The sequence below is a fragment of the Lentzea sp. NPDC005914 genome (genome assembly GCF_040629405.1).
Taxonomy (GTDB): Bacteria; Actinomycetota; Actinomycetes; order Mycobacteriales; family Pseudonocardiaceae; genus Lentzea.
Genome location: NZ_JBEXVQ010000009.1, coordinates 284742 through 307945 on the forward strand (window position 1 = coordinate 284742; position 23204 = coordinate 307945).

Annotated in this window: 25 protein-coding genes; 13 read left to right on the forward strand and 12 right to left on the reverse strand. The window is 65.9% G+C overall.

The window, feature by feature from the left end:
• Positions 1 to 6: 6 nt before the first annotated feature.
• From ABZ345_RS16080 to ABZ345_RS16090, 3 genes are read right to left on the reverse strand one after another with little or no spacing between them, the layout of a single operon-like run.
• Positions 7 to 516: a DUF1707 domain-containing protein gene (locus ABZ345_RS16080; RefSeq protein ID WP_359848239.1), complete on the reverse strand. Its 510-nt coding sequence runs from the start codon at positions 514 to 516 to the stop codon at positions 7 to 9.
• A gap of 20 nt (positions 517 to 536) precedes the next feature.
• On the reverse strand, positions 537 to 1199 hold the full coding sequence (locus ABZ345_RS16085) for a response regulator transcription factor (protein WP_359848242.1): 663 nt from the start codon (positions 1197 to 1199) through the stop codon (positions 537 to 539).
• Positions 1196 to 2356, reverse strand: coding sequence for a DUF5931 domain-containing protein (locus ABZ345_RS16090; RefSeq protein ID WP_359848245.1), 1161 nt, complete (start codon positions 2354 to 2356; stop codon positions 1196 to 1198). The genes ABZ345_RS16085 and ABZ345_RS16090 overlap by 4 nt, the downstream gene beginning before the upstream one ends.
• A 124-nt stretch (positions 2357 to 2480) precedes the next feature.
• Between ABZ345_RS16090 and ABZ345_RS16095 the strand changes: the two genes are divergently transcribed.
• Entirely contained in the window at positions 2481 to 3677 is a 1197-nt protein-coding gene (locus tag ABZ345_RS16095) for a diguanylate cyclase (RefSeq protein ID WP_359848248.1), read from the forward strand.
• On the opposite strand, the gene ABZ345_RS16100 is transcribed toward ABZ345_RS16095, so the two are convergent.
• Positions 3674 to 4825 (reverse strand): AI-2E family transporter, encoded by a 1152-nt coding sequence (locus ABZ345_RS16100; protein ID WP_359848251.1) that lies wholly within the window; start codon positions 4823 to 4825, stop codon positions 3674 to 3676. The genes ABZ345_RS16095 and ABZ345_RS16100 overlap by 4 nt on opposite strands.
• 79 nt (positions 4826 to 4904) lie before the next feature.
• Here ABZ345_RS16100 and ABZ345_RS16105 point away from each other — a divergent pair, with 79 nt between their 5' ends.
• The 3 genes from ABZ345_RS16105 (at position 4905) to ABZ345_RS16115 (ending at position 11238) form a co-directional block, all read left to right on the forward strand.
• On the forward strand, positions 4905 to 7082 hold the full coding sequence (locus ABZ345_RS16105; protein ID WP_359848254.1) for a hypothetical protein: 2178 nt from the start codon (positions 4905 to 4907) through the stop codon (positions 7080 to 7082).
• 150 nt (positions 7083 to 7232) lie between these two features.
• Positions 7233 to 7994 carry a hypothetical protein gene (locus ABZ345_RS16110; RefSeq protein ID WP_359848257.1) on the forward strand — a complete coding sequence of 254 codons (762 nt, stop codon included), beginning with the start codon at positions 7233 to 7235 and terminating at the stop codon, positions 7992 to 7994.
• 193 nt (positions 7995 to 8187) lie between these two features.
• On the forward strand, positions 8188 to 11238 hold the full coding sequence (locus tag ABZ345_RS16115) for a chaplin family protein (protein ID WP_359848260.1): 3051 nt from the start codon (positions 8188 to 8190) through the stop codon (positions 11236 to 11238).
• 83 nt (positions 11239 to 11321) lie between these two features.
• On the opposite strand, the gene ABZ345_RS16120 is transcribed toward ABZ345_RS16115, so the two are convergent.
• From ABZ345_RS16120 to ABZ345_RS16150, 7 genes are all read right to left on the reverse strand, one after another.
• Positions 11322 to 11678, reverse strand: a complete 357-nt coding sequence (locus ABZ345_RS16120; RefSeq protein WP_359848263.1) for a hypothetical protein — start codon at positions 11676 to 11678, stop codon at positions 11322 to 11324.
• 9 nt (positions 11679 to 11687) lie between these two features.
• The gene (locus ABZ345_RS16125) at positions 11688 to 12281 is read right to left on the reverse strand and encodes a DUF998 domain-containing protein (protein ID WP_359848266.1); all 594 of its coding nucleotides are present in this window, start codon (positions 12279 to 12281) and stop codon (positions 11688 to 11690) included.
• Positions 12278 to 12727: a Clp protease N-terminal domain-containing protein gene (locus ABZ345_RS16130; protein ID WP_359848269.1), complete on the reverse strand. Its 450-nt coding sequence runs from the start codon at positions 12725 to 12727 to the stop codon at positions 12278 to 12280. Before ABZ345_RS16130 ends, ABZ345_RS16125 begins: the two co-directional genes overlap by 4 nt.
• On the reverse strand, positions 12724 to 12927 hold the full coding sequence (locus tag ABZ345_RS16135) for a helix-turn-helix domain-containing protein (RefSeq protein WP_359848272.1): 204 nt from the start codon (positions 12925 to 12927) through the stop codon (positions 12724 to 12726). The genes ABZ345_RS16130 and ABZ345_RS16135 overlap by 4 nt, the downstream gene beginning before the upstream one ends.
• Positions 12928 to 12975: 48 nt before the next feature.
• The gene (locus ABZ345_RS16140; protein WP_359848274.1) at positions 12976 to 13692 is read right to left on the reverse strand and encodes an MBL fold metallo-hydrolase; all 717 of its coding nucleotides are present in this window, start codon (positions 13690 to 13692) and stop codon (positions 12976 to 12978) included.
• Positions 13683 to 14165: a GNAT family N-acetyltransferase gene (locus tag ABZ345_RS16145; RefSeq protein WP_359848277.1), complete on the reverse strand. Its 483-nt coding sequence runs from the start codon at positions 14163 to 14165 to the stop codon at positions 13683 to 13685. The genes ABZ345_RS16140 and ABZ345_RS16145 overlap by 10 nt, the downstream gene beginning before the upstream one ends.
• A 293-nt stretch (positions 14166 to 14458) precedes the next feature.
• Positions 14459 to 14779, reverse strand: a complete 321-nt coding sequence (locus ABZ345_RS16150; protein ID WP_359848280.1) for a hypothetical protein — start codon at positions 14777 to 14779, stop codon at positions 14459 to 14461.
• Positions 14780 to 14971: 192 nt separating this feature from the next.
• Here ABZ345_RS16150 and ABZ345_RS16155 point away from each other — a divergent pair, with 192 nt between their 5' ends.
• From ABZ345_RS16155 to ABZ345_RS16195, 9 genes are all read left to right on the forward strand, one after another.
• Complete coding sequence (locus ABZ345_RS16155) at positions 14972 to 15892, forward strand: nucleotide kinase domain-containing protein (protein WP_359848283.1); 921 nt, start codon at positions 14972 to 14974, stop codon at positions 15890 to 15892.
• Between the two features lie 78 nt (positions 15893 to 15970).
• Positions 15971 to 16552, forward strand: coding sequence for a hypothetical protein (locus tag ABZ345_RS16160; protein WP_359848285.1), 582 nt, complete (start codon positions 15971 to 15973; stop codon positions 16550 to 16552).
• A 19-nt stretch (positions 16553 to 16571) separates the two neighbouring features.
• The gene (locus ABZ345_RS16165) at positions 16572 to 17015 is read left to right on the forward strand and encodes a hypothetical protein (RefSeq protein WP_359848288.1); all 444 of its coding nucleotides are present in this window, start codon (positions 16572 to 16574) and stop codon (positions 17013 to 17015) included.
• Positions 17012 to 17905, forward strand: coding sequence for a hypothetical protein (locus ABZ345_RS16170; protein WP_359848290.1), 894 nt, complete (start codon positions 17012 to 17014; stop codon positions 17903 to 17905). Before ABZ345_RS16165 ends, ABZ345_RS16170 begins: the two co-directional genes overlap by 4 nt.
• Before the next feature lie 5 nt (positions 17906 to 17910).
• Positions 17911 to 18297 (forward strand): holo-ACP synthase, encoded by a 387-nt coding sequence (acpS, locus tag ABZ345_RS16175; protein WP_359848361.1) that lies wholly within the window; start codon positions 17911 to 17913, stop codon positions 18295 to 18297.
• On the forward strand, positions 18284 to 18775 hold the full coding sequence (locus ABZ345_RS16180) for a helix-turn-helix domain-containing protein (RefSeq protein ID WP_359848293.1): 492 nt from the start codon (positions 18284 to 18286) through the stop codon (positions 18773 to 18775). The genes acpS and ABZ345_RS16180 overlap by 14 nt, the downstream gene beginning before the upstream one ends.
• Entirely contained in the window at positions 18775 to 20151 is a 1377-nt protein-coding gene (locus ABZ345_RS16185) for an ImmA/IrrE family metallo-endopeptidase (RefSeq protein WP_359848296.1), read from the forward strand. Before ABZ345_RS16180 ends, ABZ345_RS16185 begins: the two co-directional genes overlap by 1 nt.
• A 326-nt stretch (positions 20152 to 20477) precedes the next feature.
• On the forward strand, positions 20478 to 20903 hold the full coding sequence (locus tag ABZ345_RS16190) for a C1 family peptidase (protein WP_359848299.1): 426 nt from the start codon (positions 20478 to 20480) through the stop codon (positions 20901 to 20903).
• Between the two features lie 27 nt (positions 20904 to 20930).
• Positions 20931 to 21830 carry a hypothetical protein gene (locus ABZ345_RS16195; RefSeq protein WP_359848302.1) on the forward strand — a complete coding sequence of 300 codons (900 nt, stop codon included), beginning with the start codon at positions 20931 to 20933 and terminating at the stop codon, positions 21828 to 21830.
• Between the two features lie 78 nt (positions 21831 to 21908).
• Here the strand turns inward: ABZ345_RS16195 and ABZ345_RS16200 are convergent, their stop codons facing one another.
• Complete coding sequence (locus tag ABZ345_RS16200) at positions 21909 to 23099, reverse strand: LysR family transcriptional regulator (RefSeq protein ID WP_359848305.1); 1191 nt, start codon at positions 23097 to 23099, stop codon at positions 21909 to 21911.
• Positions 23100 to 23204: the final 105 nt, after the last annotated feature.

The window sequence follows — 23204 nt, forward strand, 5'->3', positions numbered from 1 at the left end:
CGCAGATCAGCGCTTGCGCTTGATCACCACGGTCCCGCCGCGCACCGCGCCCTTGAGCTGGAAGTGCGGGTTGCCGACGGCGTTGTGGACCTTGTCCTTCAGCTCGCCGGCGGTGATCTCGACACCGTCCGCGTTGACCGACGACCCCGCCGGCAGCAGGAGCTTCACCGTGCCCAGCGACACGTCCAGGTCGACGTTGACCAGCGGCGGCACCTCGGCCTGCGTGAAGTCGAGGTTGGTGGTGCCCAGGGTGTTGCGGATGACGAGCTCGCGCGGCACCACCCAGTGGCCCTTGCGGGTCGTGGTGCTCATCGTGTTCTTCAGTTCGGTGCGTGCGTGGGCGACCTCGTTGTTGACCATGCCGGGCAGGTCGATCAGCACGGCGTTGAGGTCTGCCCTGGTCACGGCGCTGAGAGCGGTGTCCGTGCGGACCGTGAACTCGTCGAGGGTGATCATGCCGCGGCCGACCGCCTTGTTCAGCAGGCTGACGACGTGCTCACGTTCGGGGTCGGACACGCGTAACTCTCTGGGGTCTGTCATTTCCCTGCCTCCGGTTCGGCGTCGAGACCGTGCTCGATGGCATAACGCGCCAGCTCCACCCGGTTGTGCAGTTGAAGTTTCCGCAATGTCGACTGGACGTGGTTTTCGACCGTGCGGTGGGAGATCACCAGGCGGTTCGCGATCTGTCGTGCGGTCAGGCCCTTGGCCACCAGACGGAGCACCTCGGTCTCGCGTTCGGTGAGCTCCGGCTTGTCCTTCGAGTCGTCCGGCGCGGCGGCCATGCGCCGGTACTCGCCCAGCACCAGGCCCGCGAGGCCGGCGGTGAACACGGCGTCACCGGCGGCGGTGCGGGTCACGGCCTCGACCAGTTCCTCCGAGGACGCGGACTTCACCAGGTAACCGGACGCGCCCGCTTTCACGGCCTGCAGCACGTCGTCGTGCTCGCCGGACGCGGACAGCACGAGCACGCGCGTCTCCGGCAGCTCACTGGTGATCAGCAGGGTCGCGTCGACGCCGGAGAGCTCACCGAGGTTGAGGTCCATCAGCACCACGTTGGGCCGCACGGCCTTCGCGATGCGCACGGCCGAACCGGCGTCGCCGGCGGTCGCCACGATCTCGAAACCGCGCTCCGCCAGGTCGCGTGCCACGCCTTCGCGCCACATCGGGTGGTCGTCCACGACCATCACCGAGACCGTCATCTTGCCGCCCCCTTCCTGAACACCCGAACCTCCCATTCCGTGCCCTCCCCCGGCCCGGTCTGGAGCTCGAGCGTGCCACCGAGCGACTCCACCCGGCCTTTGATCGATTTCTCGATCCCCATCCTGCCCTCCGCCGCGGCGGAGGCGATCCGGCCGTCCGGAATGCCCGGACCATCGTCACGGACACTCAACACGACTTCTTCGCCGAGATCTTCGAGCAACACCCACGCCCGCGCGTCCTCACCGGCGTGCTTGTCCACGTTGGACAGTGCTTCGCGGACCAGCGAGTGGAGCTCTCCCGCCGCCGTCGCCTTGAGCATCACCTGCGTGGCCGGGGTGGAGACCTGAATCCGCGGCGTGGCGAGGAGCTGCAGGCCGGGGCGCAGGTCGATCTCTCCGTCCACAGTGGAGTCGGTCGGCGCGGCGGCCACCAGGTTCCGCAGCGCGACCTCCTGCTCACCGGCGAGCCTGGCCAGTTCCGCGGCCTCGCCACCGACTTCGAGCCCGCGTTTGCGCACGCGGGCGAGCACCTGCAGGACGCTGTCGTGGATCGAACGCGCGAGCCGTTCCCGTTCTGCCGTCGCCGCTTCGGCGCGCAACGCCTGGGCGAGCAGCACCGCCGAACGCCGTGCGGTGGCCGACGCCATGCCCACGACCATGCCGGCACCGGCGAGCAACACCACGTCGCGCAGCAGGTCGAGACTCGGCACGCCCTTGGACAGATAGGTGGAGAGGCCGACGACCAGTCCGCCCGCGAAGCCCGCGTAGGCGCCGCCGAGCGCTCCCAGCGCGACCGCCGGAACGCACGCCCAGATCGTCGTGATCAACGGGACGTTCAGGGTCAGCAGCTGGTGGTCGGACATGATCAGGGGCGACAGCGACATGAGCCCGCAGGTCAGCGCCAGGTCGACCAGCACGAACGGCCAGCGCCTGCCCCACGTCGTGCTGTAGGCGCGGCTGGTGAAGACGGACCACAGAGCCATCACCCCGAGCGTCGTCCACGCGAGCCACGGCCGGACGTATTCGCGCTGGTTCGCGATCACGTTCGCCGCCGCGAAGAGGAATGTGACTATGCGTAGCGCAATCGTCCCGCGCCACAGCGGGGTGGCCGGGTCGTCGATCGCCTTCGTCACACGTTCGGCAGGCAGTTTGCGCACGCTGTGCTCCTTTCGGACACCATCCTGCCGCGTGAACGTGCGCTGGCTAACCCCCAGGTGGCCGTCTTCTGCCGAACGGAGGAATGTGCGACGCTCTCGGGGTTCAGGTGGGGAGGGCATACAGGTGCGCGACTGGCCGGTGTGGACACTGCGTCGGCCCGCGCTCTGCTACTGGCTGATCATCGACGTGATCGCGCTGGCCACCGTGACCTCCGTGATCATCTGCACGCCCACGCCGTCACCCTCCGAGATCGGCCGTTTCGCTGCCATCGCGGGCACGGCGGGCGCCGTGATCATCGGCAGTTCGATCTACAGCCACCGCCTCGGCGAGACCGAGCGCAACCCGTGGGCAGCACACCTCTCCTATCTCACGGCGGGCATCCTCGCCCTGCCCCCGAACCTCCTGGTGCTGCTCCTCTTCGGCCCGGCCCTGCACTGCCTGCTGGAACAACGCCCGGAGACGCACCGCTGGCTGTTCACCCTGAGCGGCACCGCGCTCGCCGTCTTCGCGACCCGCTACCTGCTGGGCTGGGCCAACCCGCACGCCAGCCTCCCGGTCATGGTCCTCGGCGCGACCGTGCTCCTGACCATGCGCGCGGCCCTGCTCGCGGCCGGCCTGAAACTTCGCCGCCCCTCCGCCACCTTCGAGGAGAACGTCGGCGAACCGATCGACGTCGTCCTCGGCATCGTCGCGGTGTCGATCGGCGGGCTCATGGGCTGCGTGGCGGAGTCGAACGCCATCCACGCCCTGATCGCCGGCCCGCCGCTGGCCCTCCTGGAACGCGCCGCCCAGCTCCCGCAGTGGCGCCGCTCTGCCCAGCGCGACGCCAAGACCGGCCTGGCCAACGCCGTGCACTGGGACAGCCGCGCCCGCTACGAGCTGACCAAGGGTTCCGCCCGCGTCCGCCCGATGGCCGTGATGCTGCTGGACCTCGACCACTTCAAGAAGGTCAACGACGAGGTGGGCCACCTGGCCGGTGACGCCGCCCTGGCCGCCATCTCGTTGCTGCTGCGCGGAACCGTTCGCCGGGGTGATCTCGTCGGGCGGTTCGGCGGCGAGGAGTTCGTCGTGCTGCTGCCCGAGGCCTCACCGGACGAAGCGGAGTCGGTGGCGGAACGGGTGCGCAAGGCCGTGGCCGCGCTTCGGGTGCCGACGATGGCGACCGACGGGAAGCCGCACGAGCTGCGCGGGCTGACGGTGTCGATCGGCGTGGCCACGACCACGCGGTTCGGGTACGAGCTGCCGGACCTGCTGGTCGCGGCCGACGCGGCGCTGCTGGCAGCGAAGGCGTACGGCCGCAACCTCGTGTCGATGGCCTAGAGCTTTTTCACCCTGTCGCTCTTGTCGTCCTTGGGCGCCGTGTCCTGCGGATCCAGCACGTCGACCTGCTCGGGGTCCTCCTCGGCATCCGCGTCCGACACCAGCGACCGGATTCCGGAGTTCAGCACCGCCAGCAACGGCACGGCGAGCAACGCCCCGGCGATCCCGCCCGCGACCAACCCGACGGCAATGGCGATCACCACCGCCAACGGGTGCAGCTTCACGGCCCGCCCCAGCAACAGCGGCTGCAGCACGTGCGACTCCAGCTGCATCACACCGATGAGCACGGCAAGAACGATGAGAGCCGCGATCGGCCCGTTGGTCACCAATGCGATCAACACCGCCACAGCACCGGTGAACACCGCACCGATGATGGGAATGAACGCACCGAGGAACACCAACGCCGACAGCGGCACCACCAGTGGCACGCCGATGATCGCCAGCCCGATACCCACACCGACGGCGTCCACGACCGCGACAGCAGCCGTGGCGCGCACATAAGAAACGAGAGAGCCGAACCCGCGACGCCCGGCAACGTCGACACGAGGCCGCACGTCACGAGGCACCACGCGGATCACGAACCGCCAGATCCCGTCGCCGTCGTGCAAGAAGAAGATGAGCGTGAACAGCGCGAGCAACAGTCCGGTCAGCGCCTCGCCCACGGTCGCGGCGGTCGTCAGAGCACCGGACGTGATCTCCGCCTGGTTCTCCTTGATCGTCTTCACGATGTCGTTGAGGTAGTTCTGCAACTGCTGGTCGGACAGGTGCGCCGGGCCGTCCTTCAGCCACCGCTGGATCGTGTCGAGCGAGGCGCCCACCTGAGACTGCAGTTCGGGCAGGCCGCGGGAGAACTCGCTGATCACGAACGTCAGCACACCGCCGAGGACGCCGATGCCGATGATCATCATCACCGTCGTCGCCACGCCGCGCGGCACCCGCCACTCGACGAGCTTCGCCACGCCGGGGGACAACAGAGCGGCGAGCAGCAGGGCGATTGCGACGGGGATCACGATCGAAGCGAGGAAACCCAGCACGTACGCGACCACGTACAACGCGGCCACCACAACGACGAACCGCCAGCTCAGCGCGGCACTTACGCGCAGCAGCAGGGGAACGCGACCGCTGATCTCCGTCTCGTTTGCGCTCACAGGCCTCACGTTAACTGTTCGGACCCTGGTAAAGCCGGAACCTGATGGGGATGATCCTCCTCGTCAGGGGAGGACGAAAGTGATCAAGCCGGATGACTTGACCGACGTCGAACGCCAGGTCGCCGGGGCCTACGCGGGCGGCACCGAGATCGACCTGACCGGACAGAGCGTCCGCGGCGAAGTGCTCACCGGGTTGCTGACCGGCATGTACCGCGTACCGCGCAAGGGATTGCCAGCGCTGCGGTTGCGAAACGCGCGGATCACCGGAAAGTTCGAACTCGAAGGAACCCGCGTCACCCGCGTCATCGACCTCACCCACTGCGCCTTCGAAGAATCACTCGACCTGCGCATGGCCCGCCTCATCGGACTGAGACTGCGCGGCACCCGCGTGCCGGGCCTGCAAGGCCGCAACCTGAGGGTGTTCAGCGACCTCGTGCTCGAAGCCGGCTTCACGTGCACCGGCACCGTCGACCTCACCGACGCCGCGGTCGACGGCACACTCCGTCTCGCCGGCGCGGTCCTGCGCAGCGACACCGACCACGCCCTGCTCGCCGCCCGCCTGCGGGTCAGCGGATCCGTCCAGGCCATCGCGATGCGAGCCAACGGGGAGGTGCGCCTGCGAGGTGCCGCGATCGGCGGCAGCGTCCACCTCGGCGGCGCGCGGCTGATCAACACCGGCAGGGACGCGCTGGAGGCGTCCGGCATCGTGGTTGCGGGCAACCTCTTCTGCAACGCCGAGGGCGGCCGGTTCACCGCGGACGGCCGGGTGCTGCTCGACGGCGCACGGGTCGGTGGGAACCTCGAGTTCACCGGCGCGCGCCTGCACTCCACCCACCGCGTCGACAACCAGGTGCTCGTCCTGCCGCACGGGCTGGCCGACGAGGCGGCGACGCTGGTCGCCGACCGCATCAAGGTCGAGGGCAACGTCGAGCTGGACAACGGCTTCACGAGCACTGGCACGATCCGGCTGCCGAACGCGATCGTCGGCGGCTACCTGAGGCTCTCCGGCGCGGTGATCGGGCCGCGCGAGGTCGCGGAGGAGCTCGCCGGCGACGTCACCAACCGCATCCCCGTCGCGATCCACGCGGACGGCTTGCAGGTCAAAGGCGATGTCGAAGCCCGTAGTGCGGCCACCAACGGAGGCGCGCGCACCCCGGCGTTGCACACCTACGGCCAGGTCCGGTTGTCGAACGCGCACATCCAGGGCAGTGCCAGCATGTCCGGGGTGTCGCTGCACGGGCCGGGCATCGACGTCCTGTTCGCCGACCGCCTCGAGATCGGCGGCACGCTCTTCCTGCGCGAGCTCAAGGCCAAGGGCTCGGTCCGCCTGCAGAACGCGAACATCGGCTCCACGTTGGACATGTCCGGCGCCGAGCTGACGTTGCCGAGACTTCGCGCCAACGGCACGCAGAAGCCGTCGCTCGACGCCCGTGCGATCACGATCGGCAAGGACCTCCTCTGCAGCCGCGGGTTCACCGCGGTCGGCGGCGTGCGGATCCGGCTGGGCGAGGTCGGCAAGATGGCCACGTTCAGCGACTCGCACCTCGGCTCGACCACCGCGGACATCGCGCTCAACGCGTACGGCCTCACCGTGCACCAGTTCCGGCTGCACATCCCCGCGGGCCAGCAGCCCAAGGGCAAGGTCGTGCTCAGCAGGCTCAAGGCGGTCTCGGTGACCGACGGGCCGGGGCTGTGGGACGCCGAGGGCGGCGTCGCCGTGGACGACTTCACGTTCGAGGGCATCACCGCCGACCCCGAGGTGCCGGTGCAGACCCGGTTGCAGTGGCTGCTCAAGGTGCAGCCGGACTTCGCGCCGGGACCGTACGAGCAGCTCGCCGCCGTCTACCAGCAGGGCGGTGAGGAGGAGCTCGCGCAGAAGGTCCAGCTGGAGAAGCAACGGCGGCGCTACTCCGAGCTCGGCCGCGCCGGACGGGTCTGGGGCGCGGTGCAGCGGTGGACGGTCGGCTACGGCTACCGGCCGTGGCTCGCGATCTGCTGGCTCGGCGTGTTCTGGCTGGGTGGCGCGCTGTGGTTCAACTGGCACCCGATGGTCAAGCTCAACAAGGACGAGGACCCGGTGTGGAACGCCTGGCTCCTCTCGCTCGACCTGCTGCTGCCCATCGTCGACTTCGGCCACGACGGGAGATGGCAGTTCACGGGCGCGTCCCAGTGGATCTCCGGGCTGCTCGTGGCGGTAGGCTGGGTGCTGGCGTCGACGGCGGCGGCCGGGGCGGCCCGCGTGCTCAAGAGAGTTTGATCTTGGAGGGTTCGTTCACACGATGTGGTTAACCGAGCGCTCTGAGCGTGCATTCGGGGCAGTGGGACTGGCAGAGTCGCCGACGTCGACTTGATCACCTTGATCGTCGGCGATTCCCTTGAGTGGCACCGAGTAGCGAGGTTTCCTGCATTGTTCTCCACCGATCTGCGAGCGAAGACGGGAGCGAACGGCATCCGCCGGTTCGCCACCCGAGCGCTGCTCGCTGTCGGCGGTGCGATCGCGGGAACGGCCGTCGCATGGGCCCTCACCACGGCATCGGCGCACGCTGCCGATGACACGCAGCAGTTCGACGTCGTCAGCAAGATCGTCGCCAAGACGGACGAGAAGCTGCCGGTCGTCGTCCCCGCTGCCACCGCAGTGCACAAGATCGACGAAACGTTGCGCACCGAGCAGGAAAAGGCTCGTGTCGCGCTGCCGGCCGTGCAGGTGTCGCAGGCGGTCGACCAGATCGCCGCACGGATCCTGCCGCAGGTCACCAGGATCGGTCAGTCCCAGGCTCCCGCCACCGAGCGGTCCATGGACGTGACCTTCCCGGAGATCCCGGCTTCCCCCGCCGATGCCGGACAGTCGCCGGCACCGGTGGTCTCGCAGAACACCGGCCCGTCCGGTGTCATGTGGACGGACCTGTTGGAGCGCAACGACTTCGTCGTGCCCTCCGAGGAGCTTCCGTCCCTGCCCAGCAACCCGTTCCCGAAGCTGCCCGTCCCGGCCCCCGCGCCGGTGCAGTGCTCTTCGTGCAACGACGGTTCTGGTTCTGCAAAGGGCAGCACGATCGCTGCCTTCGCTGCGCCCGGCAACGCTCACGGCATCTCGTCGACGCGCGCTCTCGCGCCGTCGGTTGACGAGGTCACCGTGACGCCGGGCAAGCAGCCCGGTATCAACCCCGACTGATTCCAGCGCGCGGTCCGCGGCAGCCACCTTCCCCAGGCTGTCCGGAAGTCGACCGTCGCGCTTCTTTCTTGCGCTCATACAGGTCGATCACCGCGTGCGACTCCCCCGGTGATGACGCGCCCTCCCCTGCGCGTTTCGGCCCCACCCCCTTGAGCCCCCGTCGCTTGGACGGGAAATCGATGAAGGAGATCTAATGCAGACCTGGGCAAAGCGCGGACTTCAGACCGCGTTTGTCACTGGTGGTTTGCTGATGCTCGGTACGGGCATCGCTTCTGCCCAGGAGAACGTCGACCCGGACGCAGCACCCCCCGCTGTCGACGTTGCCGCATCGGTTCCGCTGAAGGCCGACCAGAACAAGCTGGGCACCCCGGTCAAGGAACTGACTGTTCCCAAGATCGACCGCACGATCAGCACGGACCGCGCCACCAGCGCGGTGCCCACCCGCACGGCTGCGCCCGTCGCGAACCCGCTGATCCGTCAGGCAGGCGAGCGCCTGCAGGGCACCGCACTGCAGAACCTGGTGCGCGGCAACACGGTTCAGGCGCACGTCGATGTGCCGATCAACATCTGCGGCAACGCGATCGCGGTCCTCGCCAACACCGAGGCCGCCGGCGACTGCACGCAGGAGACGCACCGCGACGGCACTATCGTCACCGACGGCGCGGGCCAGGCACTGGCCGGCAACGTCGTCGCCGTCAACCACATCCTGCCGGTCCAGATCACCGGCAACGCGATCGCCGCTGGTGGCAACGCCGCCACCTCGACCGACGCCTCGCAGGTGTCGACGACCGGCGGCCCCATCACCACGAGCGGTGAAAAGGGCGCTGTCTCCGGCAACGTCGTCTCCGAGTACGGCGCGACGCCGGTCCAGATCACCGGCAACGGCGTGGGCGCGGCCGGTATCGCCGCCGCCAAGTCGGCCGCCGACACGTTCGCCTCCTCCGAGGGCGACATCCGCACGAGCGGCAAGAACAGCTCGATCTCCGGCAACGCCGTGCCGATCCCGCTGGCCCCGCTGTTCGAGGTCAACGGCAACGCGGTCGGCGGTGCGGCGAACGCGGCGACCGACTCGGTCCAGTCCGGTACCGCCTACGCCGGTGGCACCACGCACACCAACGGTGACCCGTCCACGCTCGCCGGCAACATCGTCGAGCCCGCGCTCGCCGGCCCGATCACGGTCGACGACAACGCGGCCGCCGCGGGCGCCAACTCGACCGCGGTCAGCAAGACGACCAACGAGTCGACCGCCGGTGGCGAGAAGGTCACCCGAGGCGACGGCTCCACCGGTTCCGGCAACGTCGCCGTCGCGCCCATCTCGCTGCCCGTCGCCGCGGGCGGCAACGGTGGCTCGCTCGTCGGCAACGCGCTGACGGACCACTCGAACGACGCCACGTCGACCGCGGGTGGCCCGACCTACACCCTCGGCAACGACTCGGTGCTGTCCGGCAACATCGCGGACGTCCCCCCGGCCACCGCCACGGACGTGTGCGGCAACGGCGCGACCCTGGTCGGCCAGGCCGCGGGCACCTGCGAGAACGACGTCAAGTCGACCACCGGTGGCTACCAGGGCACCTTCGGCGACAACTCGACCGGCTCCGGCAACATCGTCCAGACCCCGCTCGCCGCCACGCCCGAGGTCTACGGCCTCGCCGCCGCGGCCGCCGGCAACGCCGCGGGCTCGGCCGACGAGGTCAAGGACGTCCGCTCCAGCGGCAAGCCCAACACGATCGATGACCGCGGCACGGTCTCGAGCAACATCGTGACCGCACCCACGGCCATCGCGCCGCAGGTGTTCGCCGTGACCGCGGGCGTGGTGGGCAACACCGTGTCCGACTCGTCCAACGACACCTCGGTCACCGCGGGCCAGGCGCCTCTCGCCTCGGGCAAGAAGGGCTCGGTCGCCGGCAACATCGTCCAGGTCCCGACCTCGACTCCGGCCCAGGTCTTCGGCGACGGCGCGACCCTGGTGGGCAACAACGACACCAAGGCCGCGAACGCCACCGACATGCTGGCGGGCGGCGACGCCAAGACCGACGGCGACCAGGGCTCTATCGCGGGCAACGTCGTTTCGGCTCCGGTCGCCACCGGCACCCAGGTGCTCGGCTGGTCGGTCGGCGGCGGCAGCAACGTCAACTCCGCTGCCACCAACGACCTCGACTCGGTCGCCGGCGGCGACGTCGTCAGCAGCGCCGACGGCGGCTCGGTGTCCGGCAACCTGATCGGTGCGCAGCCTGCTGTGTCGCCGCTGCTGCCGGGCAACACCGTCTCCGCGGCGGGCATCACCAACTCCGACGTCGTGAGCGACACCAACGTCGTCTCCGGTGCGGACAGCACTACCCACGCCGAGGACGCCTCGGTCTCCGGCAACCTGATCCACGTCCCCGCCAACGCCCTGGCCGGCGTGTACGCGGACGCGGTCGCGGCGGCGGGCAACGCCACCACGGCCACCGACGAGACGTCGAACACCGTCGCCGGCGGCAACATGGTGACGGAGGGCTCCGGCCCGCTGACCGCCCGCGAGATGACGGTGCCGGTCGAGGCCGCTGCCAACGTCGCGCGCATCCCCGTCGAGGTTCTCGGCCAGGCGACCACCACCGGCACGAGCCTGGACACCCAGTCCACCGGCGAGCAGGAGGGCACCCTGCGTGCCACCCAGCTCAAGGGCATCCACCTCCCCAAGGGCGTGGACAGCCTGATGAAGGCCGACGAGGTTCCGGCGTTCCACGGCATCGACCAGCTGCCGGTGAACACGCTGCCCAGCCCGTCCGGTCTCACCGCGCTGGCCGGTCAGCTGCCGACCCCGGAGCTGCCCGTCGGCCAGCTGCCGGCCGCAGGTCAGCTGCCCACCCCGGAGCTGCCCGCCCTCGCGCAGGAGCGTTCGAACCTCCCGCTGAACGGTGGCACCGCCGGCATCACGCCGAACGTCCAGGGCCTGCCCCTGGGCCAGGTGCTGGCGGCGGCCCAGGGTCTGCTCCCCGGTGCCGCGGCTGAGCGCTCGCTGCCGTCCCTGCCGTTCACCGCTCCGGCCCTGCCGGTGCCGGTGCAGCTGCCCGCGCTCCCGACCGAGCGTTCGCTGCCCGCGCTGCCGCTGGACGGCCCGGCCTCCATCTCGGGTCTCAACCTGAACCCGACCCAGGGCCTGGCCCCGCAGGAGCGCGCGCTCCCGCAGCTGCCGCTGAACGCTCCGGCGCTCGCCATGATCGACCCGGCCAACGTGTTCGAGCGCGTGACCGGCTCGCTGTAACACCCCGCAAGTTGTAACACCCTCCTCCGGTAAGAAGCTGAGCCCCGAAGACGCGACGGTGTCTTCGGGGCTCAGTGCCGTCTTCAGGAGTTCTCGGCGGTGGCGATCATGTCGTCCGGCGCGCTGTCACCGTCGCTCGTCACCCAGTGGATGTGCGGGCTGTCGCCGACCAGCTGCCTGATCAGCGACGAGATCGGCGAGCCGTCACCGAAGTCGTGCTCGGCGAGAACGGCCAGCACCGTGTCGCGGTAGCGGGCGACGGTGAAGTCCGGGCGCAGGCCCGCGCGGAGCACGCGAGCCGCGTCCAACAGCGAGTCCGGTGCCGTGATCAGGACCAGTGTCACGAGCGTGCCGCGCGTCCGGGCGCGAATCAGTGACTGCTCCAGGCGGTCGAGCAGCAGTGCGTGTCCGGGCAGGCCCGTGAGCGGGTCGTGCAGCACAGATCGTGTCTAGTCGAGGTCAGGCCGCTTGACCAGCATTGACGCGCTGAAGAGCGTCAGCCAGGTGAACCCGATCGTGATCGTGAGGCGCTGGAACAGGCCACCGAACTCGACGAGGCCCGGCGTTTGGGCGAACGCGGCGTTGGTCAGGACGAACATCGCCACGAACGCCACGCCCGTCGCGATCGAGTACAGCGGGCGGAAGCGGCGGGCCAGTACGAAGCAGGCGATGGGCCAGCCCACGAACGTCGGTATGGCGAACAGGTCGTGCAGCTGGCCGTGCCAGGTGTAGTCGGAGAGGGCAGGACTTCCCGGCGGATAGCCGCTGACCGGGTCGGTCGTGAAGATCCCGGAGCCCACCAGGCCCGCACCGACCGCGCCGATGAGGAGCGTTCCCCAGAAGCCCGGCCGGGTGCCGACGGCGAACGCCACGATGAGCACGCCGGTCACGACGAAGTTCGCGGACTGCACCCAGCTCGCCAGCTGCAACGAGCTGACCGGGTGCCGCAGAGGCGAGTAGCCGGCGACCAGAGCACCGTTGACCAGGAACGTCAGGACGAAGAGCGGGCCCGCGATCACACCGCAGAGCGCCGGCCGGTTCATGACAAACGGGCGCGCACGGCGGCCGGGTCGACGCCGAGGTGGGCCAGCAGGTCGGCGGCCGGGTCGGGCTGGTCGTTGGCGAGCAGGGCGAGCACGAACTGCCCGGCGGTCGGGTGGGTCGCCTTGACGCGCGGCGCCGGCTTGACCGCGCGCAGCAACGTGGCTCGGGCGGCGGTGGTCAACGGCGGCCGCTTGGTCGCCGCGGGAACGGCGGCCGGCGCGAACTCACCGGTGTTGATGCCGATCGCCGCGAGCGCGGCGTGGTCGAGGGAGTCGAGGCCCGCTCGGGCGGCGGCGAGGTCGACGCCCAGGGCCGTCACGGCTTCCGGTTCGTGCAGCACCCCCAGGAGCAGGTGCTCGGTGGAAAGGCGGCGATCGCCTCGGCGTTGGGCTTCTGCCATCGCGGCCATGATCACGCGGGCGCGAACCGACTTGGCGAGCTTCACGGTGTCCCCCTGTACTTGGCGTGCACGGACTGACGGGACATGCCCAGCGCGTCGCCGATCTGCTCCCACGACCAGCCCTGCTCCCTGGCCCGGGCCACCGAGGTCGCCTCGACCTGTTCGGCGAGGCGGCGCAGTGCCCCGACGGCCCTGAGGCTGACGGCGGGGTCGACGGAGTTGATCTGACGCGTGAGTTCGTCCACATTTGTCAGGCTAGGCTGACAAATGGCATCCGTCAACGTGTCCTGACGTCATCCAAGTGCGTAAACATCACCTTCGGAGGCGGTGAAGATCTCTCCGGTGAAGTTTTCGCGAGCTGCGGCCATCGCGGCGAACCGGTCGTTGCCCGGCCAGAAGTGGGTCAGCAGCAGGCGGCGGGCACCGGCCTCTCGCGCCCACGAACCGGCCTGGGCCGACGTCATCAGCAGGCCCGACGTGTCACCCGGCCGGTCGGTGGCCTCGACGATGAACAGGTCCGCGTCCCGGCCCAGCGTTGCCAGCGCGGGTGACGGACCCGTGTCGCCGGTGTACGCGAGAACGCGGGACGACTCCAGGCGAACGCCCGCGTTCGGGACGAAGTGCGGCAGGTCGACACCCGTCAGCCTGAACGGACCGACGGTCCACTCGCCAGGCAGCGCGAAGACGTCGAAGACCTCGTGCAGCGACACCTCGGGTTCGAGGCCCTGCAGGCGGTCGAGCACGCCCGCCGGGCAGTACAACGGCAGCTTTCCCCGTCGCCCGTAGTACTGCGTGCGGAACAAACCGTGCAGGTCAGCGCAGTGATCGGGGTGCTCGTGGGTGATCACGACGGCGTCCGGACCGGCAGGCCACAGGTCCAGCAGGCGTGGCAACGTGCCGTAGCCGAGGTCCAGTGCCACCCGGTAGCCGGCGTCCTCGACCGCGAACCCGCTGCACGCCCTGCCCGGTTCCGGGTAGGCACCGCAGCTGCCGAGGACCGTCAGTCGCACGGCTTGGCCAGCAGAATTCCGTGCGGACCGAACCCCAGCCCTGAGTAGAAGGCGACGGCATCGTCGTTCGGGGCGAAGATGGTGGCGAACAGCGTCCATGCGCCGTGAGCCCTCGCCACCTGCTGTGCGGCGGCGACCAGCGCCTTGCCGATGCCACGGCCGCGGAACCCGTCGAGCACCACCGTGTGGACGTCGGCGGTGCGGCGCGGCACCAGGATCTGGTGGTCGGGCGGCGGTGGCAGGAACACCACCTCGGCCATGCCGACGACCTCGCCCTCCACCTCGGCCACCGTGATCAGCGCGCGGTCGAGGACCTCGTCGAAGTGCTGCCGCACGGCGTCCGCGGAGGGCAGGCGGAAGAGCGAGGGGTCGAGCTCGACGTGGCGTTCGGCGTTGGTCAGGCGCAGCCGGACGAGGGCGGGTACGTCCCCGCGTCCGGCCGGCCTGATGTAGGTTCTCAAATCGCGTGACATGTCGATCTTGTGCGACCTGCGCGTTCTAGGCTTGTCTCACTGCGATGTCGTCATGATCAATCTCAAACCCGTGACATTTCCCCGGCTGCAGTCGACTGGTCGAACCATATCTGGGTGCGCACATCCGAGCTGTGGTCGCTGCGCTGGTGACGAATCGCGTTCTCGTCTGACTCGGCTGAAGAGTCAACTATGAGTTTGGTGCTGAACGGCTGTGTCGGCGTGTCGGCACGTCCAACAGTGCCAGAAGTGCCTGCCCGGTCTCCTCGGCATGAGATAGGCGGCTCCGAGCATCATCAACTTGATTGCCGCAACAAGGTGCACGTGCGCATCAGCGCCTCCCACACACCCTGTCCGAAGTGGATCTGGTGGTAGCTGGCACCGCGCGGACGCTGCTGCGGCAGCGGTCGCAACACGTCGGCCTGCACCAAACGCTTGATCACAGGTCGTACGAGGCTGTCCGTCAATCCTGTCCGCCTGGCAAGCATTCGAACAGTGACTTGATCTTCAGTGCGTGGTGCCAACTCGGCCACCGCGAGCACCACTTCGGCGACGTAGCGGTTGCCGAAGATCGCCGCTGACCGTGCTCTCAGCAGCTCTCGCTCGTCACCCTTCACCTGTGTAGTATGGCGTGTGACGCGAATCGCGTCACACAGCAGTGGAGGCGGTTGGCAATGGGTGCTACGGCGACGGCTGGTGCGTGGCAGGGCGAGCTAGAGCTAGCGATGCCGAGCTCGTCGTTCCGTGAACCTGAGTACTCAGCACCGCAGCCAATTCAGGTGGCTGGACGTGCTCTTCATCCCACGCCGGTGTTCGACACTTACTGGCGATTCGCGGCACGGCGGCACGCGGTCTACCAAGCTCGTGTGGCTGGCAAAGCGGGTCCTTGGACCGACGATCCAATTCTGCTCAGGCACAGGTTCACAAACTGTTACCGAGCTGCGGACCGGGTCTCGCAATACCTCATCCGGAACATCTCCTACGCGGGCTCGCAGGAGCTGGAGGAGGTGGTGTTCCGAACGTTGCTGTTCAAGATGTTCAATCGAGTGTCGACGTGGAATCTTCTTGAGAATGCTTTCGGGGAGATCGCTTGGAAAAACTTCAGTTACGCCGCCTATGACGACGTGCTTACCGCAGCTTTTGCCTCGGGTCGCAAGTTGTACTCAGCCGCGTATGTGATCCCTCCTCCGCGATTGGGGGGTGACCGTAAGCACAGCAATCACTTGCGATTGCTGGAAATGATGATGACCACTGACATTGGTGGGAAGATCGCTGAAGGTGGCTCGCTGCGGACAGCTTTCGAGGTATTGCGCTCCTATCCCGCAATGGGCGACTTCCTAGCCTTCCAGTTCGCCATCGACCTCAACTACTCAGCGGTGTTCGACTTCGATGAGATGGAGTTTGTTGTCGCTGGTCCAGGCTCCAAAGACGGCATCAGAAAGTGCTTTGGTCCTGCTGCTGACGGCATCGAGGATCAGGTCATCGCCTACATGGCTGAGCACCAGCAGGAGCACTTCACCCGCCTAGGGCTCGTGTTCACAGGTCTCCACGGGCGACCCCTGCAGCTGATCGACTGTCAGAACCTGTTCTGCGAGGTAGACAAGTACGCCCGTGTGGCTCACCCTGGCATTGCGGGCCATAGCGGCCGCAGCCGGATCAAGCAGCTGTTCTCTCCGGTGACCGAGCCGGTGCGCGCCTGGTTTCCACCCAAGTGGAACCTGCTGCCCTGACCGTGCCCGACGCCGTGAGAATCTCGCTGCGGAGGAGGCACCGTGACGCGAGTACGGCTAGCACCAGGCTGCCTTATTGTGCTCGAAGGTCTTGACCGCGCTGGAAAGACAACTCAACGAGACCGCCTGAAGAGCCTGGATTGGTGCGTTCCGGAACCCGTTTTTGCACACATGCCATCGGGTTTGACGCAGCTGACAGAGGGTATATATCGCCTCACCGAGGACACCGCGATCTCCTCGCCGCTCGCTCGACAACTACTGCATCTGGCTTGCCACGCAGAGAACATGCCAGCCTTGACACGTGCCCGTGGTGCCGGCGGCCTGATCCTGGACCGGTGGTGGTGGTCGACCGTGGCCTACGGCTGGTTCGGGGGCCGCCTTGCCGAAGTCGGCATGACGGAGACGGCGTTCTTCGGACTGATCGATGCAGTCTGGTCGCAGCAACGAGCCGACATGGTCTTCCTCTTCACCACGCCCTACGTCGAGGATGCGCTGAACCGCGACGATGTTCGCAGGGGCTACGCGCACTTGGCCGCTCAGTACTCGAACATCACCGTGACGGTTCCGGCTACGGAGCCCGACGAGGTCACCGAGTTCCTGCTCGAGCACCTGAGTGCCGCTGGCCTGCTGCTGTCAGAGGCTTCCGACGACCCGACTTGACGTTCCACCCTTGACAGTAATGTCGGATTATCTGACACTCGTGTACATGAACGAGAACGTTGAGGGTTCGGCAGGTGCCCCGCTGTTCTTCTCCGCACCCACTCCAGCCGGAGCAGGTGCACAGGTGCCCGCCACCAGCGGTGGGCGCGGACCGTCAGACCTTGAGCTGGATCCCGTTGCGCTTCAGGCCATGAGCGAGACCGACCTCCAGGAACAAGTGTTGGAGATGCTGACGTGCCTCCGACGTTGCACGCTCCAGGAGCTGGTCAGCGGCCCAACCCACACGGACTCAACTCTGTCGATAGACAGCATGACCGCAGTCTGGATCATCTCTACAGTGGGCAAAGCGCTCGGCCGACGCCTTGTTCGGCTATCCCAGGTCGACCGAGACAGTTTGCGCAGCGTCGGCGGTGTCGCCGGTTTGATCAAACAGTGCACCGCGTCGATCGCGGGTGCAGCATGAGCGACTACGTCTCCCCTTCTGGCAACCTGAGTGGTGCCTGGCTGGACACCTTGCAGTTGGTGCATGACCGCGGCGGGCGCCGTACAAACGTGCTCACCACTGTCACGGACCCGCAAGCGCCTGAGGACCCATTGGTTCGGGCTGCTGTTGACACGATTCTCGTGCCTGGTAAGCACAAGAGCGGCACGATCCATACTGTGGACACCGTCGCCGCCACGATCTTTCCCCACACGCTTTACGTTGATCCCGGCTTCGTCTGGACTCCTGAACTCAGTCCCAGTGACACGGCGCACTTGGACAGGGCCGCAGCCGACCTGTACGAGGTGTACAGCGAGATGCTGCCTGTGTTGTGCACTGCGGATGGCAACCTACGCGGCACCTACTTCGGTCGAATGATCAGCTGGCCCGGCAAGGCGCCGGGCGGCATTAATCAGTTGGCCGAGCGCGTGAAGTACCTACGCCAGGTGCGACGCGAAGGCAAAAGTGCACACAACTTGTCCGACATCGCTATCGGCGGTGAGGCAGAAACTCCACCTGATCATGCGAATAGCAGCGCGAACGACGTGGACGATGTTGGTCTGCAGGTCTATGCCACGACCGATCGACGCCAGCGCGGGTTTCCGTGCTTGGTGCACGTGGACTTCACGCTGCTGGCCAACCAGTTGAGCATGCTTGCCGTCTACCGGCATCAGTACTTGATCACCAAGGCCTACGGCAACCTCCTCGGGCTGGCGCGGCTGCTGGGCTTCGTTGCCGCTCAAACAGGGTTCGCAGTTGGTGAGCTAGCTGTGCAGGCCACTCTGGCTGACACTCAAGAGCAACATTTCGGCGGCAAGCGTGGCGTTCAAGATCTAATCGATTCGGCCCACAGCACGGTGCTGCAGACGTGACCGACATGCTGATGCGGACCGGCGTTGACATGGTCGACGTCAACAGGCTGGCCCGAATGGTTGAGCTGACTGGAGATGAATTCCTGGACAGCTCCTGGACGCGCACTGAGCGTCTCTACTGTGCCCGGCGTCCTGAGCGGCTGGCCACGAGGTGGGCCGCGAAGGAAGCAACGATGAAAGCACTTGGCCAAGGAGTAGGTCAGATCAGCCCGCTTGAGATCGAGGTAGCCGCTGTCGAAGGCGAGATGCCGACCCTGGTGCTACGCGGCCACGCATTGGAACGAGCTCAGGCGTTGGGACTAGACACCTGGTCAGTTTCGCTCACTCATGAGGACCGCTGGGCCCTCGCCTTCGTCGTTGGAGTAGGAAGTACGTCCCATGGACACCAGTGACGCAGCCGCCCCACGAGGTGGCCTGCATTCGCCTTCCTCAAAGAACATGACCACAAGCCCGCCAGTAGGAGAATCCGGACTGACTGAACAGCAAGTTGTCGGCAAGCGTCTGCGCGCTGCGCGGGACACGCTCGGCCTGACCCAAGACGACGTCGCAGGTGCCCTTGGGATCCCTCGCACCAGCGTTATCGCGATGGAGGCAGGTCGTCGGAACGTCACCGCGCTCGAGCTACGACGTTTGGCTCGGCTATATCGGCGCAATGTGCAATGGCTGCTCGGCGAAGAGGAAGACGACGTCGCAGTGGACAGCGCCTTGTACCGGGCGACAGCCGATCTCTCCGACGACGATAAGGAGCAGGTGCTGCGATTCGCGCAGTTCCTCGCCGCTGCCGGCCCACCTCCTGGAACACATCGACGCCGCGCAGCTCCTGCGGCGTTCGGTCGGAGCAGTGAACAGGCAGAGCCAGGGGATGCATGATGTCCACTCCACCCTTTGTGGCCCGGCGGCGGCGAGCCCTACAAGCAGCCGCTGAACTCCTGGACAACCTCGGCGTTGACCAAGAACAACCCATTGATGTCTTCGACGCTATTGCCCAATTGGGAGTATGGCTCGTATTTCGGCCTTTGAAGACATTGCTGGGCGTGGTCATCCCCGAAGGGGACAGCGGCATCATGATCACAACCGAGCGAACGCCAACGATCCAGCGCTACACAGCTGCGCACGAGATCGGCCACCTGGTACTCGACCACAACAAGCCTGCGTTCGATACAAACGACGACATCATGAACCCTGAGGCAGACGAGCGTGAACGGCTCGCTCAATGGTTCGCTTCCTACCTGCTAATGCCCCCACCTCTGGTACATGTAATGGCGAGTAGGTATGGTGTACGCCGCTCGGCGGCGGTTACTCCTGCGCAGGTCTATCTGATGGCCCGCGATATGCGAGTCAGTTATGAAGCGGCGTTGCGCCAGGCGGCAAACCTGAACATCATTGGCGATGATCAGCGTGACGCGCTGATGCAGGTGCCGCTGCTGCGAATCAAAACCGAACTTGCGCATGGTCATCGTCCAAAGGTTGGCAATGCAGACGTGTGGCCGATTAATGAAGATTCCATGCATCATCAAATCGACGTTGTGCTTGACGACGAGATCATTATCGACCTACCCGAAAACCGCACGTCCGGCCATCGATGGCTTGATATCAGCTCCAACACCAGGCGGGCTACGTTGCAACGAAAGCCTGCGCCCCCCGCCTTCGCCCTGCCTACCGCGACCCCGGTACCAGCAGAGCCAAGCTCGGAAGCCCCGCGGCGTACAGGTGCTGACATCACCGCAGCTTTGGCTTTACTGCCCGATGCTAGGAAAAAGGCCGCAAGCGAGGATCATGCCGACGAGGGCGAAGCGGCGAACGAGCAAGACGCCATGAATAGCACTAAGATCGCTCAATCCGATCATGAGGGCCTTGTCGTCGTCTCCGACGACTATCAACCCGGCTGGGCGAAGGTGATTCCCCGCGGTGCTGCGGCACTGCGTCGCCGGAACGCCGGCGCCGAAATTTCACCGACCGCCTTCCTTCCCTCTGACACTGTTTCGGCAGATCAACGTGCACCCGGTGCCGGGGCTACCGGGCGCCGTTGGCTAGCTGTTAGGGCGCAAGACGAAGGAAATTTCACATTTATTTTGCATTATGCAGCTACTCACGATCCGCGTACGCCGCCAGCCGCTACCTACACCATCGTAGCGAATGTGCAACCACCACCAGTGGTTCTTAACAGGCGCAAGCTGATCGACATTGAACTTGATGACGACCAGACTGGCCCGATGCCAGACGCGGGAGATGAGAACAGGCTGTGAGCGCACGATCGGTAACACCTCAGATCAAGCAGGCTCGAGGTGCCGCTGCCCGTATGGCGCGCCTAGCAGCGTCCCGGGCCCGCGCAGATGTCGATCTGCGTTCGCTGCTCGCGCCTGAGATCATTACTCAGGGGCCGCGCCCAACTTGTGTTCCCTTCGCTATTGCAGGCGCGCATGAAGCAGCCCGCAGTACTACAGGCGCAGCTCCTCAGCCCTTGGCTCCTGAGCCAATTTGGTGGCATTGCACAGGACAAGGGCAGACTGGACCAGAGGGAATGCTGCTTCTCGATGGAGGTGGTGCCCTATCGCAAGTGGGACAGCCTCCCATGTCGCACTGGCCGTATAACGATCGGCTGGGAATTGCTACTGAACAGCCCCCAGACACTGCAGGGGCACCGCCCTGGCAAACCGGCCTCCTTCGCGAGCTGCATCTAGCCAACGATGGCGTTGAAGACGAGCTTGAGGACTTTCTCGCTGCCGGTAGCCCCGTGATCCTGCTGGTAGAGGTCACCGATGAGTTCTATGACCCTAGAGACGACGGACACGTCGACTTGCCCAACATTCGCGCTCACAACGGCGACTACCACGCCGTGTTGTGCGTTGGCGCTGCCACGGATCAGGAGCTTGGGCGTCGCCTGCTCATCCGCAACAGCTGGGGCGACTACTGGGGAGTTGGAGGCTACTGCTGGCTTCCTCTCGCTTACCTAATCGCTTTTGTCCCACAGGCTGCCGTGATCAATATTGCATCATAGGTTTTGAATGCGCCGAAAGGAAGCACAATGAATCTCGCTGATTATGAAGATGCGGTTGCGGAGACTGATGTGCTTCCTGCTGACGACGTCGTTCTTCCTATGCTGGGACTGGCTGGCGAGATTGGCAGCCTGGTTGCTCAGTATAAGAAAATACAGCGGGATAAGACTGGCTATCGTGCTTTTGATGATGAAGTCCGTGAAGAACTTGGCGACGTATTCTGGTATGCAACAGCTCTGGCTCGTCGATGTAATCTGAGTCTGGAAGAAATCCTGGCAGACAATATTCGCAAGACCCGTGAGCGGTTCCTGTGCCCGTCGACACCGCCTTCGCATGAACTATTTGACGAAAGCGTAGCGACGGCTGAACAGTTGCCCCGTACTCTGGACGTTACGTTTAGCGAGACTCTTGACCGAGAGCGGGGAAGCACACCTGTTCCTGTCGTCCGCATCCACAGAGGCGACAGTGCCGTGGGGGACCCGCTCGATGATAATAGCGATGATGATGACGAATACCGTTATCACGATGTGTTTCATCTAGCCCATATGGCGGTACTCGGATGGTCGCCAGTCATGCGTAGCCTCCTGCGTGTCAAACGCAGTACGGACCGTGACATCGACCGCATTCAAGATGGCGGACGCGCAATCGCAGTGGAGGAAGGGCTCAGTGCCTACGTATTTTCGGCCGCTCGCGCTCACAGTTACTTCCGGAGTAGTTCCACTGTTCCCATGGAAATATTGAAGAACTGTCAGGCGATGACGTCCCATCTTGAGGTATCGCGACGATCCGCGCAGGATTGGCAGTACGCGATTCTTGCGGGCTACAAGGTGTTCGAACAACTCACCGTGCACCGCGGAGGTACGGTCCGCATAGACATGAACGCACGTACTCTGCTCTACGGGAAACCGGAACGCAATGCTGCTGCCTAATTGCCCGCGTGCCAGAACTCCGTTCAGGTGTGGCGAGCCCGGTCATGGATACCGGCTGTGCCGGACGAGTTTGTGCGGTCAGGTGCTGGAGCCCGCAGATCGGCGGTGCTGCAAGACGGCGGCTCTGACCTTGCGCCCGAGAGGTGTGAGCTGCATGGGGTGCGCGCGTTGGGCACGCTCCAGGAGTGATCCGCCGAGGTCGCGTTCGAGCCGGTCGATCTGGGCGGTCAGCGCACTTTGATGTAGGCCGAGCGCTTTGGCGGCTTCGGTGATGGTGCGGTAGCGAGAGACGGCGGCGAACCGGATCAGTCGGTCCCATGCTCCCGCGCCGACGAATGCGGGCCGCAGAATGAGGGGCGCTTTGGTGGCCTGGTCTTGGATGCGAGCCTGGTTGTGGCTGGCGCCTCCGGGTGGACGCAATGGCACATCGTGAGTTTTGGCCCAACGGGTCATATTCGCGGTGCTCATTCCCGTTTCTTGGGCGAGATCGGGAAGGGCTCGCTTTCGATTGACGTACTGGTCGTAGAGCCAGTCTCTGCTGATCATGATCTTAGATGGCCGGCGGGGTATTTCGTGGTTCAAGCCGTAATCGCCAAATAGGCGGGTGACGGTGCTGCGGCTGACACCAATGCGCTGGGCGATCTCGCGGAGTGTGAGGTGTTGCCCAATATAGAGTTGGGCGAGCAACTCTTTCGGAAGAGCGTCGCGAGCCTTGAATCGGTTGTGGCCGGTCGCTCGGGTCCGTGTCTCGGTCGGGGGCGGCGTGGGTGCGGGATATTTCCTAAGCAGGTATCGAACGATGTCGAGCGTGGTTCCGAGGTGCTGTGCCGCGTCAGTGAGTGAACCGGGGTTTTGACCGATGACGTGGTGCAGTGCGGTGATCTCGACCAGGTTCGGGTCGTGGCCGGGCAAGGTGAGGTCGTCGATTAGGCTGGTGGATGGCTCCCATTCCACCGGCTCGTCATAGATGCCGTTGTGCTCCAGAAATTCTTGTGCTACCTCGTTGAAGTGGGTAGCGAGTTCGGGAGTGAGTCGGGCAGCAAATTGCAGGTAGTGCGCCCGGGTCGTACGGTCCTTGATAGCGAATGAGTCGGGCGCCCAGTCGGCAGGCATTCCGCTGATCTTCTCGAAGAGCAGGCATCGCGCAAGCTGTAGACGTCGTTGCTGGCCTGGGAAGCTTGCGGTGTGGTGGCAGATGTGCCGCCATTGGTTGTCGGGTAGCAGTGTGGCGTAAGCGAGTCGTCGACGGCGGTGGTAGTCGATCGGCACTGTGATTCCGTCTAAAGGTTGTCCCGTAATGATCAAGAGTGTTGGCGGGGACGGGTGACAGCGGCATCGCCTGCGGCCAATGGCCGTTCAGGCGGTCATGGTCAG